The sequence below is a fragment of the Mesorhizobium sp. B2-4-14 genome (assembly GCF_006442155.1).
GTDB lineage: Bacteria > Pseudomonadota > Alphaproteobacteria > Rhizobiales > Rhizobiaceae > Mesorhizobium.
Window position 1 is genome coordinate 1 of record NZ_VFVA01000063.1, and the last position, 18,079, is coordinate 18,079.

At 62.2% G+C, this 18,079-nt stretch carries 21 protein-coding genes and 1 pseudogene; 10 read left to right on the plus strand and 12 right to left on the minus strand.

From position 1 onward, the window contains the following. Window positions 1-150: 150 nt before the first annotated feature. The 3 genes from FJ938_RS28510 to FJ938_RS28520 form a co-directional block, all read right to left on the minus strand. Window positions 151-813 carry an outer membrane protein gene (locus tag FJ938_RS28510; protein WP_140699863.1) on the minus strand — a complete coding sequence of 221 codons (663 nt, stop codon included), beginning with the start codon at window positions 811-813 and terminating at the stop codon, window positions 151-153. Window positions 814-903: 90 nt separating this feature from the next. Continuing rightward, window positions 904-1,116 (minus strand): hypothetical protein, encoded by a 213-nt coding sequence (locus FJ938_RS28515; protein WP_140699866.1) that lies wholly within the window; start codon window positions 1,114-1,116, stop codon window positions 904-906. A gap of 19 nt (window positions 1,117-1,135) precedes the next feature. After that, entirely contained in the window at window positions 1,136-1,987 is an 852-nt protein-coding gene (locus FJ938_RS28520; protein ID WP_140699869.1) for an alpha/beta hydrolase, read from the minus strand. Window positions 1,988-2,134: 147 nt separating this feature from the next. On the opposite strand from FJ938_RS28520, the gene ade reads away from it, so the two are divergent. Then, complete coding sequence (gene ade / locus FJ938_RS28525) at window positions 2,135-3,952, plus strand: adenine deaminase (protein ID WP_140699872.1); 1,818 nt, start codon at window positions 2,135-2,137, stop codon at window positions 3,950-3,952. Window positions 3,953-3,975: 23 nt separating this feature from the next. Here ade and FJ938_RS28530 read toward each other — a convergent pair whose 3' ends face one another. After that, a complete protein-coding gene (locus FJ938_RS28530) occupies window positions 3,976-5,139 on the minus strand; it encodes an alpha/beta hydrolase (RefSeq protein WP_140699875.1) in 1,164 nt (387 codons plus the stop codon). A gap of 143 nt (window positions 5,140-5,282) precedes the next feature. Continuing rightward, entirely contained in the window at window positions 5,283-6,407 is a 1,125-nt protein-coding gene (locus tag FJ938_RS28535; RefSeq protein WP_181165517.1) for an alpha/beta hydrolase, read from the minus strand. Window positions 6,408-6,752: 345 nt separating this feature from the next. Here FJ938_RS28535 and ilvA point away from each other — a divergent pair, with 345 nt between their 5' ends. Continuing rightward, window positions 6,753-8,009: a threonine ammonia-lyase IlvA gene (gene ilvA, locus FJ938_RS28540; protein ID WP_140699878.1), complete on the plus strand. Its 1,257-nt coding sequence runs from the start codon at window positions 6,753-6,755 to the stop codon at window positions 8,007-8,009. Beyond that, window positions 8,006-8,563: a DUF1697 domain-containing protein gene (locus FJ938_RS28545; RefSeq protein WP_140699881.1), complete on the plus strand. Its 558-nt coding sequence runs from the start codon at window positions 8,006-8,008 to the stop codon at window positions 8,561-8,563. Before ilvA ends, FJ938_RS28545 begins: the two co-directional genes overlap by 4 nt. Before the next feature lie 12 nt (window positions 8,564-8,575). On the opposite strand, the gene FJ938_RS28550 is transcribed toward FJ938_RS28545, so the two are convergent. Beyond that, window positions 8,576-8,869 (minus strand): DUF2218 domain-containing protein, encoded by a 294-nt coding sequence (locus FJ938_RS28550; protein WP_140607498.1) that lies wholly within the window; start codon window positions 8,867-8,869, stop codon window positions 8,576-8,578. A gap of 139 nt (window positions 8,870-9,008) precedes the next feature. Next, window positions 9,009-9,449, minus strand: a complete 441-nt coding sequence (locus FJ938_RS28555) for a VOC family protein (protein ID WP_140607497.1) — start codon at window positions 9,447-9,449, stop codon at window positions 9,009-9,011. A gap of 217 nt (window positions 9,450-9,666) precedes the next feature. On the opposite strand from FJ938_RS28555, the gene FJ938_RS28560 reads away from it, so the two are divergent. The 3 genes from FJ938_RS28560 to FJ938_RS28570 are packed head-to-tail and all read left to right on the plus strand — an operon-like array spanning window position 9,667 to window position 11,639. Then, on the plus strand, window positions 9,667-10,263 hold the full coding sequence (locus FJ938_RS28560) for a cold-shock protein (protein ID WP_140607632.1): 597 nt from the start codon (window positions 9,667-9,669) through the stop codon (window positions 10,261-10,263). A 24-nt stretch (window positions 10,264-10,287) separates the two neighbouring features. Then, window positions 10,288-10,851, plus strand: a complete 564-nt coding sequence (locus FJ938_RS28565; RefSeq protein ID WP_140699884.1) for a DUF192 domain-containing protein — start codon at window positions 10,288-10,290, stop codon at window positions 10,849-10,851. A 20-nt stretch (window positions 10,852-10,871) separates the two neighbouring features. Then, window positions 10,872-11,639 carry an alpha/beta hydrolase gene (locus tag FJ938_RS28570; protein ID WP_181168857.1) on the plus strand — a complete coding sequence of 256 codons (768 nt, stop codon included), beginning with the start codon at window positions 10,872-10,874 and terminating at the stop codon, window positions 11,637-11,639. Window positions 11,640-11,661: 22 nt separating this feature from the next. Here FJ938_RS28570 and speB read toward each other — a convergent pair whose 3' ends face one another. Together speB and FJ938_RS28580 are read right to left on the minus strand one after the other, a co-directional pair. Continuing rightward, window positions 11,662-12,627: an agmatinase gene (gene speB / locus FJ938_RS28575; RefSeq protein ID WP_140699890.1), complete on the minus strand. Its 966-nt coding sequence runs from the start codon at window positions 12,625-12,627 to the stop codon at window positions 11,662-11,664. A 135-nt stretch (window positions 12,628-12,762) separates the two neighbouring features. Then, window positions 12,763-13,368: a hypothetical protein gene (locus tag FJ938_RS28580; protein ID WP_140699893.1), complete on the minus strand. Its 606-nt coding sequence runs from the start codon at window positions 13,366-13,368 to the stop codon at window positions 12,763-12,765. A 133-nt stretch (window positions 13,369-13,501) separates the two neighbouring features. Between FJ938_RS28580 and cysE the strand changes: the two genes are divergently transcribed. Beyond that, window positions 13,502-14,350, plus strand: a complete 849-nt coding sequence (gene cysE, locus FJ938_RS28585) for a serine O-acetyltransferase (protein WP_140699896.1) — start codon at window positions 13,502-13,504, stop codon at window positions 14,348-14,350. A gap of 154 nt (window positions 14,351-14,504) precedes the next feature. Further along, entirely contained in the window at window positions 14,505-14,708 is a 204-nt protein-coding gene (locus FJ938_RS28590; protein ID WP_140699899.1) for a DUF3126 family protein, read from the plus strand. 52 nt (window positions 14,709-14,760) lie between these two features. On the opposite strand, the gene FJ938_RS28595 is transcribed toward FJ938_RS28590, so the two are convergent. Next, complete coding sequence (locus FJ938_RS28595) at window positions 14,761-15,492, minus strand: hypothetical protein (RefSeq protein ID WP_140699902.1); 732 nt, start codon at window positions 15,490-15,492, stop codon at window positions 14,761-14,763. A 122-nt stretch (window positions 15,493-15,614) separates the two neighbouring features. Here FJ938_RS28595 and FJ938_RS28600 point away from each other — a divergent pair, with 122 nt between their 5' ends. Continuing rightward, complete coding sequence (locus tag FJ938_RS28600; RefSeq protein WP_140699905.1) at window positions 15,615-15,956, plus strand: hypothetical protein; 342 nt, start codon at window positions 15,615-15,617, stop codon at window positions 15,954-15,956. Between the two features lie 19 nt (window positions 15,957-15,975). Beyond that, the gene (locus FJ938_RS28605; protein ID WP_140607488.1) at window positions 15,976-16,503 is read left to right on the plus strand and encodes a gamma carbonic anhydrase family protein; all 528 of its coding nucleotides are present in this window, start codon (window positions 15,976-15,978) and stop codon (window positions 16,501-16,503) included. Window positions 16,504-16,506: 3 nt separating this feature from the next. On the opposite strand, the gene FJ938_RS28610 is transcribed toward FJ938_RS28605, so the two are convergent. Continuing rightward, window positions 16,507-17,073, minus strand: coding sequence for an ankyrin repeat domain-containing protein (locus FJ938_RS28610; RefSeq protein ID WP_181165528.1), 567 nt, complete (start codon window positions 17,071-17,073; stop codon window positions 16,507-16,509). Between the two features lie 85 nt (window positions 17,074-17,158). Then, a pseudogene (locus FJ938_RS28615) lies at window positions 17,159-17,911 on the minus strand (NYN domain-containing protein). Between the last annotated feature and the right edge of the window lie 168 nt (window positions 17,912-18,079).

Genomic DNA, 18,079 nt, shown 5'->3' on the forward strand with positions numbered 1-18,079 from the left:
CCCCATTCCCCCGCCCCCTGCGGGCGTCGGCCGCCCCTCATCCGGCAGGATTGATCCGCGCGCCACCTGTCCAGTAGCGGCGTTGTCAGAGCAATTCCAGGAAAGGTGTGTAGGCGGTTTTCCCTTCGGGATAGCGTGGAAGAGCCACGCTCAGAACTTGTAGCTCAGATTGATGCCGACAGTGTTCAGCTTCACGTCCTGATCGCGGTCGGTGAAGCCGTTCGACCCGTCATAGTGCTCGGAGCCGAAATCGTAGTAACGATATTGGGCGCCGACGACGAACTTGTCCGTCAGCGCGTAGTCGACGCCGGCGCCCACGGTCCAGCCGACATGCGTACGTGTGTTGGAGAACGCTGGGCCTGCCGCCTGCGAGGTTTCGACGCCGGCAAAGGCGACGCCGCCTATGCCATAGACAAGCACGCGGTTCATGGCATAACCGGCCTTGGCATTCATCGATCCGAACCACTTGATGTCTGTGCCGAACACGTTCCCCGGTTCGGGTTCCGCCGTGCCGTCGATCGAGGAATAGTTGAGTTCGGCCTCGGCACCGATCACCGCCTGGTCGAACTGCCACAGACCGGCGATGTGGCCGCCGACGAAACCGCCATCGATGTCGGGCGAGGAAAACGCGCCGCCACCTGTCCCGGTGATATCCGATTGCCCCCAGCCATATCCGGCCTGCAGGCCGGCGTAGTAGCCGGTCCAGTCGAAGCCGGGCGCGGTCATTGGCAAACCGGCACCAACGTCCGCGGCCGAGGCCGGCCCGGACAGCAGGGCAAGAAAACCGGCACTGGCGAGCGTTAATCGACGCATCGAGCACCCCGAAATGGCGGTTTCGAAAGACTCCTGGCGCAACCTAACCTTATTCGCCGCGAAACGGAATTGGCTTCAGGCAACAGCGGTTTACGTTGGCGGGTCGCGCGCCCGGTCCTCCAAATCGCGCTGCTTCTCCAGCGGCGATGCCAGCCGGTTGAAGGCGTATTCCGCGAGCACCGAGCCGGCGATGAAAATCAGTATCGGCGTCAGCCATATCCAGAACGAATGCAAAGCGAAGAAGGCCAGGCCGGCGAGGCAGGCCGACACCGCGAAGATCGCGAACCTGATCGTCTGTGCCATCGACAAGGCTCGTCACCGGCTATTTGGCGTCGATGAAATCCAATACAGCCTGGCTGTATTCGTCCGGCGCCTGCAGCATGGCGAAATGGCTGGCGTTGGGCAGGATGATCAGCTTCGCGCCTGGGATGGCGGAGGCCATGTACTCGGTGTGTTCGCGCTTGATCGCCTCGTCATGATCGCCGGCGACGATCGCCGTCGGGGTTGTTATCTTGCCGAGCTGTTCCTTCGTCCAGGCCGGCTGCGATTCCCACATATGGCTGATCTGCGCGACAAAGGCATCATACTGGTCCGGGGCCTTCGACAGCTTCTTGTAGTCACGGCCTGAGCGGTCGATGTAGGCGGCGAAGGTCTTGTTAGTCATGACGCCCGGGTTGACGCCATCCGTGGTGACGTTGGCGGCCTGTGCAAACAGCCGCGTCAGACGTTCGGGATGATGAAGCGCGATGTCGATGCCAATGATGCCGCCATCGCTCCAGCCGACAAGGGCGGTCTTGTCGATCTTGAGGTAATCCAGCAGCGCCAGATAGTCCGAGGCCATAAGGTCGTAGCCGTAAGGCTCGTCCGTGCGGGTCGAGCGGCCGTGGCCGCGGCTGTCGGCGACGATCACCTTGTGGGTCTTGGAAAGTATCGCCACCTGGCTCGCCCAGACGTCCGCATGGCCGAGGCCGCCATGGATGAGCAGCACCGGATCACCCGTCCCGAAAACGGCGTAGTACATCTGGATGCCGTTGACCGGCGCATAACCGCTCTGCTCGGCCTTGGGCATGGCCGCTGGCTCCGGCAAGGTCTGCCAGCGCTCCTCTGCGACGGCAAAAGACGTCGATACAATGAGCAGGATGATGGTGGCGAACGCTTTCCAGTAACGGGTCATGGCTCCCTCGTATGGTTCGGGTTCGACAGTCAGCATCGCCTTTTGGCTGGAATAGTCAACGCGCGGCTTTCCGGCGGATGGCGGGCAAACGGCTCTGGCTCCGCGCTCCGAGATTTGCCAGACTGGCCGCAGCAAAGGAACCTCCCCATGACGCATGCCAAACCCGCCAGCCCCACAAAACCCAAGCCTTGGACCGAGATGGCGAGGCATCTGGTCGATGTCGCCATGGGCAGGAAACCCGCCGACCTCGTCGTCCGCAACGGGCGCTGGGTGAACGTGCATTCCGGCGAGATCATCGCCGGCACCGATATCGCCATTGCCGGCGGCCGTTTCGCCTATTGCGGGCCGAACGCCGGCCATGCCATCGGCCAAGGCACCAAGGTGGTCGATGCCGGCGGGCGCTATCTGGTGCCTGGCCTGTGCGACGCGCACATGCATGTCGAGAGCGGCATGGTGACGGTAACCGAATTTTGCCGCGCGGTCATCCCGCACGGCACCACGTCGATGTTCATCGATCCGCATGAGATTGCCAATGTGCTGGGCCTGCCTGGCGTGCGGCTGATGCATGACGAGGCGGTGGCCATGCCCATCAACGTGCATGTGCAGATGCCGTCCTGCGTGCCCTCCGCACCCGGGCTCGAACATGCCGGCGCCGAGTTGACGGTCGCCGATGTGACGGAGGCGATGACCTGGGAAAACATCATCGGGCTCGGCGAAGTGATGAATTTTCCCGGCGTCGCCGCCAATGATCCGGTCATGTCGGGTGAGATCGCCGCGACGGTGCATGCGGGCAAGACGGTTGGCGGCCACTATGCCTCGCGCGACCTTGGCCTGCCCTTTCACGGCTATGTCGCCGGCGGACCCGAGGACGATCATGAAGGCACGCGCGCCGAGGACGCCATCGCCCGCGTGCGCCAGGGCATGAAGGCGATGCTGCGGCTAGGCTCGGCCTGGTACGACGTTGCCTCGCAGATCAAGGCGGTGACGGAAGGCGGCATCGATCCGCGCAACTTCATCCTATGCACGGACGACAGCCATTCCGGCACGCTTGTCCACGAAGGCCACATGGACCGGGTGGTGCGCCACGCCATCCAACAGGGGCTGAAGCCGGTGACCGCGATCCAGATGGCAACGATCAACACCGCCCAGCATTTCAGGCTGGAACGAGAAATCGGTTCGATCGCCCCGGGACGGTTGGGCGACCTGTTGATTGTTTCCGATCTCGCCGCAATGACCATCGACGAGGTCTATGCGCGCGGCGTGAGACTGGCCAAGGGCGGCAAGCTCGACATCGACATCCCAGTCTATGACTACCCCAGGATGGCGAAGAACACCGTCAAGCTCGGCAAGAAGCTGAAGGCAGCCGATTTCGACATCGTGGCCCCCAAGGGCGCCAACGAAGTGCGGGTGCGGGTGATCGGCGTCATCGAGAACCAGGCGCCGACGCGCGCGCTGGAGGCCGATCTTGCCGTCGAGGACGGGCTGGTCGCCATGGATCGCCGCAACGACATCTGCCAGATCGCGCTGGTCGAGCGTCACCGGGGTACCGGCGGCGTCACCAACGCCTTTGTTTCCGGCTTCGGCTATATGGCCGATTGCGCCATGGCCTCCAGCGTGGCGCATGACGCCCACCACATCATCTGCGTCGGCACCAACAAGCAGGACATGGCGCTGGCGGTCAACCGGCTGGGCGAAGTCGGCGGCGGCGTCGTGCTGTTCTCCAAGGGCAAGGAACTGGCGCTGGTCGAAATGCCGATCGCCGGGCTGATGTCCGACGAGCGCGCCGAGATCGTCGCCGCCAAGGCCGAGAAACTGACCGAGGCGATGCGCAAGATGGGCTGTTCGCTGAACAACGCCTACATGCAGCACTCGCTGCTGGCACTGGTGGTCATTCCGGAGCTCAGGATTTCAGACGTCGGGCTGATCGACGTGACGAGCTTCCAGAAGGTCGATCTGTTCGTCTGAGATCAGCCGCCGGCGCTTCGCTCTCAGCCGCCGGTGGCGATGGTCAGCACCTTGAACGGCGTCGTGATGACGATCTCGGCGACCGAGCCGACGGCCTTGCCAAGGCCCTGGCCGAGATTGTCGAGCTGACCTGGCGGCGTCTCGTCCGACGCCAGACCGGCCGGCGCCCGCAGGCGGTCGCCAAGCAATTGCACCAGGAAGGGGTTGTCGGCGAATTTGGCGTGGTTCAGTTGGTCGCCGCCCTTGGTTTTGGTCAGATCGACGACCGCCACGCCATAGCTGGCAAGATCCGCCGCATTGCCGTAGTCGCCGACGCGCGGCTTGTCGCCAGAAATGAACGACGAGAGCTTCAGTGCCCGGTCGTCGCCCGAAAGCAGGATCGCGAAAGGCTTGGTCGGTTTGCCGTAGCGGATCATCTGCTTCTTGAACACATCGACATCGATGTCCGGCGAGGCCAGGATGACATAGCCGAGCTTGCCGTCAAGATCGCGGTCGCCGGTGATGGCGAGCTGGCGCAGCGTCTCCATCGTCACCCAGGTTCCCATCGAGTGGGCGATGATGTCGATGCTCTTGACGCGGGTCTTGGCCAGCATCCGCAACGTCGCCTCGAGGTCGTCGCGCGCGGCATTGGCACTGTCCTTGTCGTAGAGATAGCCGGTCGTCTTGGCGCTTGAGGCCCATGAGAACAGCACTGGCGTGCCGGGATATTTCGTATCGTGGGCGACCTGCGTCAGGCGGTAGATGCCGTCGTCGAAACCATTGTTGAAGCCGTGCACGAAGACCAGCGCGCGGTCGCCGCGCATGGCGATGTCGGTCCCAAGCGCCTTGGCGAATTGCGGTGCATCCTTGTAGTAGATCACGTCCTTCGCGGTGAAGTCCTTGGCCGGGTTGCTGTTTGCGGACCCCTTGGCGCGCTCGATGGCGCCGACCTTGTGGCTCTTAGGAACTGTGACATCGACCCGGGCGTAGCTGGTGGTGAGCGAGCGATCACCATCGAACACCTGCCGCGGCTCCTTGGTCGCCTTCTGCCGGGTCGTGGCGACGAAGATCTCGTGCGTGGCCGCGATGTCGGATGCGGGCACCGCGACAGTCGTCCTGTTGAGCAGGTCATGCGTGTTTTGGCCGGCACAGCCGGCAATGGTGAGCGCAAACGCGGCGGCGACGACACTCTTGAAGCGAAAGCTCACGCGCCGGCTCCCGTAGGGGACGTCAAACGCCTGACGTCGCTCCTATCCCCGATAAAGCCAGAGACCGGCGCGGTCCAGTTCAAAGTGGGCCGATATATCTCAACGATGGTGAAGCAGATACGGCGAAACCCGCGGCGCCGCATCTATTGGCCGAGCAGGCTGATGCGGTCGGTCACGTCTCGATCGCTGGCAAAGCCGTCATCCTCGCGCAGCCGCTGGCCGATCATCTTCACCAAAGCGGGATTGTCGGCGAATTTCGTATGATTGAAACTGTCGCTGCCCTTGACCTTGGAGAGATCGACGACCGTAACACCATAGGAGGCAAGATCGGCGGCATCCTTGTAGTCGCCGACGCGCGGCCGCGCACCGGCGATCAGGCCGGAGAGCCGGAGCGCACGATCATCGTCCGACAACAGCAGGATGAACGGCTTGTTGGGCTTGCCATAGCGTCGCATCTGACTCTTGAATACATCGACGTCGATGTCGGGCGAGGCGAGCACCACGTCGCCGAGCTTGCCGCCGAGATCGCGGTCGCCGGTGATGGCGAGCTGGCGCAGCGTCTCCATCGTCACCCAGGTTCCCATCGAGTGGGCGACGATGTCGATGCGCCGCGCGCCGGTCTGTGCCAGCATCCGCAACGTCACTTCAAGCTGGTCGCGCGCGGCACTGGCGCTTTCCTTGTCATAGACATAGTCCGTCGTCTTGGCGCCCGAGGCCCAGGAGAACAGCACCGGCGTGCCGGGATAACCGGAATCGTGAACGATCTGGGTCAAGCGGTAGACGGCGTCGTCAAAGCCGGTGTTGTAGCCGTGAACGAAGACCATGACGCGGTCGCCGCGCGCCGCGATATCGGTGCTCAGCGCGCTGGCGAATTTCGGCTGCGTGTCGTAGCCGACGACCTCGGAAGCCATGAAATACTTCGTCGGATCATTCGATTTGCCGCGCGAGCGCCGCTCGATCTGGCCGGTTGTGTGGGTGCCCGGTACGGTGACATTGACGCGCGCGTAGTTCAGCGTCGCCGAGCGTTCACCGTCGAAAACCTTGTTGGGGTCGTCGGAAGGCTTGCGCGTCGTGGCAATGAAGATCGAGTGGTTGCCGGCGATTTCCGTCACCGGCACGGACATGACCGCGCTGCCGAGCAGTTCCTCGGTTTTGCGGCCGCCGCCACAGCCTGCCACCAGCAAGGCAAGTGCAAGAATGCAAATAGTCTTCAAATGCACGTCAAAATTCCACTCGAGCCCAAAAGGGCCTTCCACTCTCCGCGACATCTTCCCAGCAGGCGAAGTGCGGCGGAAGTAAGTCGTCTCCCGCCGAAATGTGGTTGGCGTCCGGCAGCGGCCATTGCACTGTTGCGCGAAAGCGAAGATGTCGGCGAGAACGGCCACAACAGGAGAAGGTCAGCGCTCTGGGTCTGCGCCGGAGATGCCGCACAATGCCCGTGAAGGTGCCGAAACCTCGATCCGGCTGGCATGAACAAACGCTTCCAAGCGCCTGCAAGCATGGCGGGAATGCCCGTTGCAGGCGTAAGCTCAACCTGGCAATGGTCTTGCGGGGCCGGATGTGCGATAGCCTTCCGTCTAACGCGCCTGCGGGCGGACCGGGATGATCTTGCCATGACCAGTTTTGCCTCGCGCGTCGCCATCGCTGCCTCCGCGATCCGCCAGATCTTTCCGGAAACGCCGCTGCAGGAAAACGACTATCTGTCGAAGAAAACTGGCGCCCGGGTTTTGTTGAAGCGCGAGGACCTGAGCCCGGTGCGTTCCTACAAGATCCGCGGCGCCTTCAACTTCTTCCGCAAGGCGCTTGCCGCCGGCAATCAGGCCGAAATGTTCGTCTGCGCGTCCGCCGGCAACCATGCGCAGGGCTTCGCGTTCGTCTGCCGTCATTTCGGCAAGAAGGGCGTGGTCTTCATGCCGGTGACGACGCCGCAGCAGAAGATCGACAAGACCCGGCTCTTCGGCGGCGATTTCGTCGAAATCAGGCTGGTCGGCGACTTTTTCGACGACTGTTATCGCGCCGCCTTCGAATTCACCGAAAGCTCCGGTGCGCACATGGTGCCGCCTTTCGACCACAAGGACATCATCGAGGGGCAGGCCACGGTCGCCTACGAGATCGTCGATCAGATGCCGGGCGCACGCATGCCCGACATCGTCATGCTGCCTGTTGGCGGCGGCGGGCTCGCCGCCGGCGTCACCCACTATTTCGCCGATCAGGGCCGGGAAGCGCGTTTCATCTTCTGCGAGCCTGCTGGGGCGCCGAGCCTGCATGACAGTCTTGCAGCGGGAAAGCGGCTGAAGCTCGCCAAGGTCGACAATTTCGTCGATGGCGCGGCGGTGGCCGAAGTCGGCCGCGAACCCTTGCGGTACCTCAAGGAATTCGCCGCCGACACCGTGCGGCTAATCCCGGAAAACCGGCTCTGCGCGACCATGATCGAGATGCTCAATGTCGAAGGCGTCGTGCTCGAGCCTGCGGGGGCATTGGCCATCGATGCGTTGAAGGATTTTTCCAGGAAGGAGATCCGGGGCAAGACCATCGTCGCCGTGGTATCGGGCGGCAATTTCGATTTCGAGCGGCTGCCTGACGTCAAGGAACGGGCGCTGCGCTTCGAAGGCCTGAAGAAATACTTCATCATCCGGTTCCCGCAGCGGCCGGGCGCCTTGCGCGACTTCCTTGAGATGCTGGGTCCCGACGATGACATCGCGCGCTTTGAATATCTGAAGAAGTCGGCGCGCAATTTCGGTTCGGTGCTGATCGGCATCGAAACCAAGGACCGCCGCAATTTCGACCTGCTGAAGGCGAACTTCGAGGCCGAGGGTGTTCAGTATCAGGACATCACCGACAACGAGACATTGGCGGGGTTCATCATATGAGCGGGAAGGTCTTCATCGCCCTTTTTTCGGGCATCAATGTCGGCGGCAATCGCATCGTCAAGATGGCGGAACTGCGTTCGTTCTTCGAGGATCTCGGCTTTTCCGACGTCGCCACCTATGTGCAGAGCGGCAATGCCGTGTTCCGGGCTGACAAGGACGATGCCGCCACGCTGACGAAACAGATCGAAGCAGCCTTCGAGAAGAAATGGGGTTTTCATTCGCGCATCATGGTGCGCGACGCGGATTGGTTCGAGCGGCTGGTCGCGCAAAATCCCTATCCGGAAGTTGCCGGCGAGCCGACCAAGCTCCACGCCTATGCGCTGGAGCGGGAACCGACCGAAGAGGAGGCGGCCCGGTTATCGGAAAAATGCACAGGTCCGGAAAAATTCGAGATCAAGGGCGACGTGCTTTACCTGCATGCCCCCGATGGACTTGGAAAGTCTGTGTTCGCCGGCCTGATCGGGCGCACGCTGAAAGTACCAGGCACCGCGCGCAATTGGCGTTCGGTGCAGGCATTGTTGGAGATGGCCGGTAAAGCCGGCAGCGGCGGCTGACTTCGGATATTTTTACGCTGCCGGAGCCTGCTTCCAGTCGAACACCAGCTCTTCGCGGAAAGCGAAGCGCTTGATGTGATCGGCGACGACGCTTTCCAGGCGTTCGAGCGATCCCGCTTCGTCGGTCGACACGATGATGTGCAGCGCGCTCGCATCGGCATCCATGACCGTGCGGCCAAGCGACAGTTCGATCGTGCCATGATGCGGATCGAACTCGACCGGGAATTTGTGCGCCCAGTGCTTGCACAATTGCTGCAGGTAGCGGCTGGCATGTTCGGTGGCGACGTCGGCACGGCTGGACGGCATGACTGGATTCTCCTCGGGCGGGCGCCCGGTTGCATGACAATGCGCCGGCGCCGGGGCCGGCGCGACTTCAGGCAGATAGGCGCTGGCTCGCCGAAAGGCAAAGGCCGGCGATATCCGCGCCCGGCAAGGGGCTATAGCCTTACCAGCTTCCGGTGTTCGCCATCGACGCCCAGGGTTCGGCCTTGGCCTTGGCAGGGCCTTTCTGCAAAAGCTCGATGGAGATGCCGTCCGGAGACCTGATGAAGGCCATGTTGCCGTCGCGCGGCGGCCGGTTGATGGTGACGCCCTTGTCCATCAGGTTCTGGCAGGTCGCATAGATATCGTCGACCTCATAGGCGAGGTGGCCGAAATTACGCCCGCCCTTGTAGTCTTCGGGATCCCAATTGTAGGTGAGTTCGACTAGCGGCGCCTTCTCGTTGATGCCGCTTTGCTCGTCCTCCGGCGCGGCGAGGAAGATCAACGTGAAGCGGCCTTGCTCGTTTTCGTAGCGGCGGACTTCCTTCAGGCCGAGCTTGTTGCAGTAGAAATCGAGCGAGGCATCGACATCGGCGATGCGGACCATGGTGTGCAGATAGCGCATGTGTTTTCCTCGATTTGTTGGGTTGCGGCGCAACATAGGGTCGGCCCGGTCAAAGGGCAATCGCCCGGCGGCCGGCAATGCCGGCAAAGAACAAATCCGGTATTCCCGCAATGAACCGTGAAAAAAGGCACGGCAGGTCTTGCACACACCGGAAGCCGCAGTGTTAATCTGGTATCAAGAATCAGTTGCAGTGTTCTTGAACAAAGGGGGCATTCTTATGGGGGAAAAGGCCTCTTTGACGGGGCGGGCCGGAACCCTTGGCGACGCTGTGAAGCGCGACGAAGGCGGCGAGGCCGCCGACCTGACCGAAATTGCCGGCGCCATCAAATGGTTCGATGTGGCCAAGGGCTACGGGTTCATCCTTCCGGATGATGGTGTTTCGGGCGATATCCTCCTCCATGTGACATGTCTTCGACGGGACGGTTTCCAGACAGCTCTGGAAGGCGCGCGCGTGGTCTGTCTCGTCAAACAAGGCGAGCGCGGACTGCAGGCCTTCCGTGTGCTTTCCATGGACATCACCACTGCCGTCCACCCCGCCGAAATGCAGGAACAGCGCACCCATGTTTCGGTGACGCCGGAGAGTGGGCTCGAACGCGCGCTGGTCAAGTGGTTCAACCGCACAAAGGGCTTCGGCTTCCTGACGCGCGGCGAGGGAACCGAGGACATTTTCGTCCATATGGAGACCTTGCGCCGCTACGGCATCACCGAGCTTCGGCCGGGGCAGGTGGTGCTTGTGCGTTTCGGACGTGGTGACAAAGGCCTTATGGCCGCCGAAATTCACCCCGATATGGGCACCTTGCCGGTTTCGCACTAGGGCGACCCCGGCCGAGGATTTCGCATGACTCACATGAACAGGCTGACGGCGGGCGTGATGTGCGCCGTTGCCGCCGTCATCATCGCCGCGGGCGCCTTCTTCTATTTCCAGGCACCCAGCTCGGCCAATGGCCGGGCGATGATCCTTCCCGTCGATCCGGCGCCGCTGATCGCGGTGACGAAAAATGGGGAACGCTCCTTCTCTATCGAAGTCGCCGATACCGATGCCGAGCGGGGAGCCGGCCTGATGTTTCGCGAGGACATGGCCGCCAATCATGGCATGCTGTTCGTCTTCGACGAGACACGCGACGTCAATTTCTGGATGAAGAACACGCCGATGCCCCTTGACCTGATCTTTGTCGGCCAGGACGGCAGGATCCGTGCGATCAAGCAGGGCGAGCCGCAATCCGAGGCGATCGTGTCGCCGGGTGAGCCGGTCCGCTTCGTGCTCGAGCTCAAGGCCGGCACCGCAGCCCGCGACGGCATCAGGGATGGCGATCTGCTGCGTCATCCCGTGATCGGCACCGCACCGGAGCCCGGCATGCCGCCGGCGAACAAGGGCGATTCTCCGAACGTCGATTCCGACTGAACGCGAGGGGATCGCTTCCCATGCAGTTTTTCTCCCATGATGGATTCGATCTCGCCTTCCTCGACCGCCAGCCGGCATCGGGCGAGGGCGATCCGGTGCTCATGATCCACGGTTTCGCCTCGAGCCACTACGTCAACTGGGTGTCGCCGGGCTGGTTCAAGACGCTCAACGACGCCAGCTATCGCGCCATCGCCTTCGACAATCGCGGCCACGGCTCGTCGTCGAAGAGCTATGACGAGGCCGATTATACACCAGCGAAAATGGCTTCGGATGCCGCCGCCCTGCTTGACCATCTCGGTATCGAACGGGCCCATGTCATGGGCTATTCGATGGGCGCGCGGGTCGCGGCGTTCATGGCACTGTCCGATCCCGACAAGGTGGCGACGCTGGTCTTTGGCGGCTTGGGCATCGGTATGATCGACGGGGTTGGCGATTGGGATCCGATCGCGGAGGCCCTTCTTGCCGACGATCCGGCCGCGACCACCCATCCGCGCGGCCGCTCGTTCCGCGCCTTCGCCGATCAGACCCGCAGCGATCGCCGGGCGCTTGCCGCCTGCATCGCCACGTCTCGCGAATTGCTGAGCGAGCAGGATATCGCCCGCATCGCCCAGCCGACGCTGATCGCGGTCGGCACCGCCGACGACATTGGCGGCTCGCCCGACGAGCTTGCCGCCCTGATGCCGAACGCCAGGGCCTTTCACATCGAGGGCCGCGACCACATGCTGGCGGTTGGCGACAAGACCTTCAAGCAGCGCGTGCTGGAGTTCTACGCCGAATATCCGCTTTGATCCTGTGCAGGCATGCTTGGGGTCAGTCCGGCGCTCTCGCTTCTTGAACCGATTTCGCCAGCACACACAACAGTTCGAACATCATCGTTGCACCCGCCAACGCCGTCATGCCGCCAAGATCGAAGGGCGGCGCCACTTCCACCACATCGGCGCCGACAATGTTCAACCCGTCAAGCAGGCGCACCATTTCCTGCGCCTCGCGGGTGGTGAAGCCGCCGAGCTCGGGCGTGCCGGTGCCCGGTGCCATCGACGGATCGATGCAATCGATGTCGAAGGTCACATAGGTCGGTCCGCTTCCGGCGATGGCGTGCGCTTCTTCCATGACGCTGGCGGCGCCGCGCCGAACGAACTCTTCCATGTAGATGATGCGGATGCCCTGGGCGACCGCCCAATCATGCTCGCCGGGTTCATAGATCGAGCCGCGAATGCCGATCTGCACGACCCGTTTGGGATCGAGCAGGCCCTCTTCGATCGCGCGTCGGAACGGCGTGCCATGCGTGTAGGGGTTGTCGCCGAAATAGCGGTCATTGGTGTCGGAATGGGCGTCGAAATGGATCATGCCGACCGGCCGGTTCCTGGCAACGGCACGCAACACCGGCAGCGTCGTCAGATGATCGCCGCCCGCCGCCAGCGGAATGGCACCCGCCGCCACGATAGCCGCGATGCCCTCCTCGATGCGCTTCAACCCATCCAGCAGGTTGATCGGATTGACCGAGAGATCGCCGACATCGGCGACATTGGCGATGCTGAACGGCTCGATGCCGGAGACATGATGGGCGCGCCGCATCAGGCTCGATTGGTTGCGGATCTCGCGCGGGCCATGCCGCGCGCCGGCGCGGTTGGTCGTGCCGCCGTCCCAGGGTATGCCGACCAGCGCGATGTCGAGCCCCTCGGCGGTTGTCACCGCTGGCAACCGCATGAAGGTCGAGAGCCCGGCAAAGCGGGGAACGGACGAGGCGTCGACCGGCTGGAAGAAATTGCTGCTCATGATGTCGGCACCTCAGAAGAATTCATGTTGGACGATACCCTCGGAAGGCGTTTTTCGCAGCCCGCTTCGATACTGTGCCCGCGGCAAGGCCGATACAGGGCCACATGCAAGCGCTATGATATCTTCCGACAAAAATCATGTGGAGCTTTCCAGGGCCTCCAGCGACCGCGCCATGTTCAGCCTGGCTTGAGGCTCGAAACGCCGGCGAAATTCTTCGGTGTGGAAAATGTGCGGGCGGGCAAGGAAAGCCTTCAGCACGGCGGCACGTCCGGCGCGCCACATCGGCTCCTCCACCCAGTCATATTCGCGGCGGACTGCGCGTTCATAAGCGTCGAACGCGGCCGGCGCGGCACCCAGGATCGACAGGTCCATGTCGAGGAAAAGACCGGCGTCGCGCATTGCCGCTGCGTCTTCGAAGCGGGGCAAATGATGCGTGGCTGTGGCGAGGATCATCGCGCTGATGCGGGCCAGGCGACCGGCATCGCCGCGGCCCGCGAGCCTTGTCTCGGCAAGGGCGGCACTTTGCGCCTCATTGTCCTTGGCCTTGCTGTCGTAGATGGCGTCGTGGAACCAGATCGCCGCTTCGACGGCTTCCGGGTCGCCTAGTAGCCCCCGGTAGTCGCCGGCCAGCGCAAGCATCGCCTCGATATGGGTAAGATTGTGGTAGTGGCGATCCCCGGCCCGGTAGAGCGCTGAAAGCTCGGTTTTCAGGGCTTCGTCGATCAGGGGTTCGTTTTCCATCGCGGCTTGAATTCCTGCCAACCAAATCCATTTGACAAAGCACTAAGGAAAATTGAGTTCAACCGTGCTATGATCTGGCTTATATGTGCGGCCGCACAACAGGCAAGCCCGCAGGACGCAGGACAAGACGTCGATGAACAGCATCAGCATTTCCCGCCACGGCGCATTGCAGCCGGTCGATCCGATCTGGCGCTCCATCCGTGACGAAGCCATGGAAGCGGTCAACCGCGATCCGTTGCTGGCCGCGTTCCTCTATTCGACGATCCTCAACCAGGAGAATCTGGAGGAAGCGGTCATTCATAGGATCGCGGAGCGGCTTGCCCATCAGGATATCGGTTCCGATCTCATCCGCCAGACCTTCAAGTCGATGCTGGCCGATGACAAGGACTGGCCGACGACGGTGCGCGTCGACATCCAGGCCTATTATGACCGCGACCCGGCCTGCGACCGGTTCATCATGCCGGTGCTCTATTTCAAAGGCTTTCACGCCATCCAGACCCATCGGCTGGCGCACTGGCTGTGGAACCAGGGCCGCAAGGATTTCGCGCTCTACCTTCAAAGCCGCTCATCGTCGGTCTTCCAGACCGATATCAACCCGGCGGCGCGCATCGGCAAGGGCATCTTCATCGATCACGCCACCGGTCTTGTCGTCGGCGAGACCGCGGTCATCGAGGACGACGTATCGATCCTGCACGGCGTGACGCTGGGCGGTACCGGCAAGGCCGGCGGCGACCGTCATCCCAAGATTCGCCGTGGCGTGCTGATCGGCGCCGGAGCCAAGATTCTCGGCAATATCGAAGTCGGCCATTGCTCCAAGATCGCCGCCGGATCGGTGGTGCTGTCGCCCGTGCCGCACAACAAGACAGTCGCCGGCGTGCCGGCGCGCGTCGTCGGCGAAACCGGCTGCGATCAGCCTTCGCGCCAGATGGACCAGCTCCTGCCGTCGCAATCGATGGACCAGGTCGTCAGCTTCGACATCTGATTTTTCACGCCGGCGCGTCCTCCGCCCTTGACCGCGTTTTGCCCGGCGGTGCTGCCGCTTCCGGTGCAATACGGCCCGCTTGCCTTTACATCGCCATTGTCGGCGTGCCAGAAGCGCCGTTCAAACCAGCAAGCCCGATGATCGGAGAAGACTGTTGAAGCCGGACGAAATCAGAAAGCTGGACGCCTATTTCAAGCGCGTCTTCCAGAACCCCAAGCTTATGGTCAAGGCACGGCCGCGCAAGGAAGATTCGGCCGAAGTGTATGTCGATGAGGAGTTCCTCGGCATCGTCTTCAAAGACGAGGACGACGGCGACTACAATTTCTCGATGGCGATCCTCGACATCGATCTGGGCTGAGCCCGCAATCCGAGGGCGGGCCACGCTGAGCGCGGCCTGCCCCACCGGTCCGTCAATGTCCGGTTTTCAGGAAACGTCCTGCCTCGGCCGTGATCGCAGCATCGAGCGCCTGCCAGTCGCCAAGGAATTCCTTGGGAAAACGGTAGGTGAGGCTGAGATCGTCGCCGACATGGATGTCCCGCTCGCAGGGCGCCAGCGATTCGCCGGCACTCGGTCCGCTCAGGCAGCGGGCCACGAAGGGGTCCTTGCCCCCGCGCTTGCCGACCACCAGCACCTCGTTCAGATAGCCTGATTTTTCATTGAAGCCGTAGACCGTCGTGGCGCCAGGTCCCGGAATGCCGGGCTGGACGATCAGCGCACTGTAGATCGGCGCGAACCGGCCGCTCATGTCGCGCGACATCATCCGCGGTTCGAAGGACAGAAAAATGATGTTCCTGTTGGTTCCGGAATGGTTGAAATCGTCGCGGGCCACCTCGCTGTAGCCGTCCATCTGGGGATAGCGCAGATAAAGATCGAGACGTGAGGCAATACCGTCGCGGCGGGCCTGCTCGAAACGGATGAAATTGGCCGGCACGGAAATCACATTGTTGCCGATCACCACCTCGCGCACTGTCGTATCGTCGGTGTATCCGGCCATGGCGATGGAACGGCCGAACCATTTGCCGCCAAGACTGATCGCCATCGACAGCAGCGCCAACGCCGCGAAGGCGTAGAACACCCGCTTCATCAGCATGGAATCGACCACGGTGAGTTCAGGGCCGTCGGCGATCGCTGCCTGCTTCATCTCGGTCCTCGGATCCAGCTTGCTTGCGCCCTTGGGTGTCCCTTGGCGGCACACATCGCTCGGCATGGCTCTTGCAGCCTTGTGGAGCGACTGTGCAGTTTCATGGTAAATGGACGGTAAAGATGGGCCAGATCGAACTTACTCTGTTTGCTTTTCTCGTCGGGCTGACGGCGTGCGGGCTGGCTGGCTCGGCGATGGAACTGGTGTCTGGCCGCAAGGTCGCCTTCGCCGAACCTTACGTCTCGCCTTCGCATGTGGTGCGCTCGCTAGCGGCGACCGCTTGTGCGGGGCCGTTCATGCTGGTCAACGATGCCCTCGATGCCCGGCGCGAGAACCGCATTTCGACAATGGCGCTCTTGTCATACGGCTGTACGGCGATCACATGGTCCCTGGTGCTGGGCATCGTCGTGCTTGCCATTGCCTCATGGACGATCCGTCTCCTAGGGTCCGGCATTCCAGCCTGAGACGATTCGGAGGCCGACAATGCCGCTTTATGCGATCAATGGAACAGAACCCAGCTTCGCCGACGCAGAATCGAACTGGGTCGCGCCCGACGCGACGCTGATCGGCGACGTCAGGGTCGGCCGCAATGCCGGCTTCTGGTTCGGCGCCATCATTCGTGGCGACAACGAGCCGATCGTCATCGGCGCCGACACCAATGTGCAGGAACACACGGTCATGCATACCGACCCCGGCTTTCCGCTCACGATCGGGCAGGGCTGCACGATTGGCCACCGGGCCATGCTGCATGGCTGCACGATCGGTGACAACAGCCTGATCGGCATGGGCGCGATCGTGCTGAACGGCGCCAGGATCGGCAGGAATTCGCTGGTCGGCGCCGGTGCCTTGGTCACCGAAGGCAAAGAATTTCCGGACAATTCGCTGATCGTCGGCTCGCCGGCCAAGGCGATCCGTGTGCTGGACGACGCGGCCGTCGAAAGGCTGCGCGGCTCGGCCGCGCATTACGTCGCCAATGGCAGGCGCTTCAAGGCGGGGCTGAAAAAGCTTTGAGGCCTATCGACTGGTGTCGTCGGAGCCACGCCTGGTCATCGCCTCTCGCAGCAGCGTGGCGCCAGCATCGAAGCCCGCATGCTCCGCTCCTTCCAGGGCTGTTGCATGGTCATCTACGCGCGTTTTGAGCGAGGGGTCGGCGCCGGCCGACAGAAGCAGGCGGATCGCATCGGCGTCGCGGACCGCCACCGCATAGTGAAGCGGCGTCCAGTCGTTCACGCCCCGCATGTCGAGATCCGCGCCAGCATCAATCAAGATCCGCATGATTTCCAATTTGTCAGCGCGCTCCGTGGAGAGCACCGCAATGATCGACGGAAATCCGCCGTGATGGCTGTAGTTCGGATTTGAACCCGCGCTCAGCAGGGTGGAAATGAAGGCGAGGGGACTCCAATAGATCGCGTATTCCAGAGGATGCCCGAGGCCGAGCTCGAACGGCATCTGTTCGTCAAACCAGCGTCGTGAGCCGCCCAGAAGTGCGCCCAAAGTCCCGAAATCTCCGACCTTGAAGGCGTCGTCGATGGCCCTGAACAGCCGATGGTGTTCGCACCGATCTTCCGGGATTTCCAACATAACCATGATCCGAAACGGGATGGACAGCCGATAGTGCATTGGTTGACTGTCCCTGGGAAGCCGGACAGGAACAGAACTCCGGCACCTATCCGAATTTGTTTTTCGCCTTTTTCGGGGCAGCAGGTTGGAGGCGTATTCGCATAGCCCCGCCTTTAGGTTTTTCGATTTCGAATGCAGCGGTTTCTCTCACCAGATCGCTTAGCTTGCTGAAGCCATAGGTGCGGGGGTCGAAATCGGAAAAGAGATTTGAGAGTTGCTTACCGAAGGTGCCGAGAAGCACCCACCCATCCTCGCTATCCATCTGGCCGATGGCTTTCTTCAACATTGGGGTTGCTGCGCTTGGCGACTGAAGTGGCCTTTTTGCCGGCGCCGCGTCTTGAACGTTCGCCACGCCAGGGAGAAGGTTTTCGGTGTAAACGAAACGTCGACATGCCTGCCGGAAACTCTCCGGGGTTTTCTGTTCTCCAAAGCCGAACACATCGACGCCTTGTTCGCGGATACGAGCGGCAAGTCTCGTGAAGTCGCTGTCGGACGAAACCAGGCAGAAGCCATCAAGGCGACCGCTGTGGAGTAGGTCCATGGCATCGATCACCAGAGTAATATCAGACGCATTCTTTCCCGTCGTATAGGCGAACTGCTGTTGGGGGATGATCGCGTGCTTCGATAGAACGTCGGCCCACCCCTTGGATCGAGCGCTCGAGAAATCGCCTTAGATGCGGCGGACACTGGCCTCGCCGATCCTCGCGATCTCTTCGAACAAGCCATCCGCAATCTTGGCGGAAGCATTGTCTGCATCGATGAGAACCGCAAGGCGTGGAGATCTGGCTTCTGTCGGCATGCGGCGCTTTCTTTGACTGGCGTCTCCAGAGTTGCTCTGGCCGAGCCTTCCGGCAAAGTCTAAACCGTTGGAAACTTGCCATAGTAAGGTCCTGGTCCAGAAATGGCGGAGCCGGCCCGGGGACGGGGCCGGCTCCTTTGACCCGGTCGTTGGGGACGGGGAGGGTGG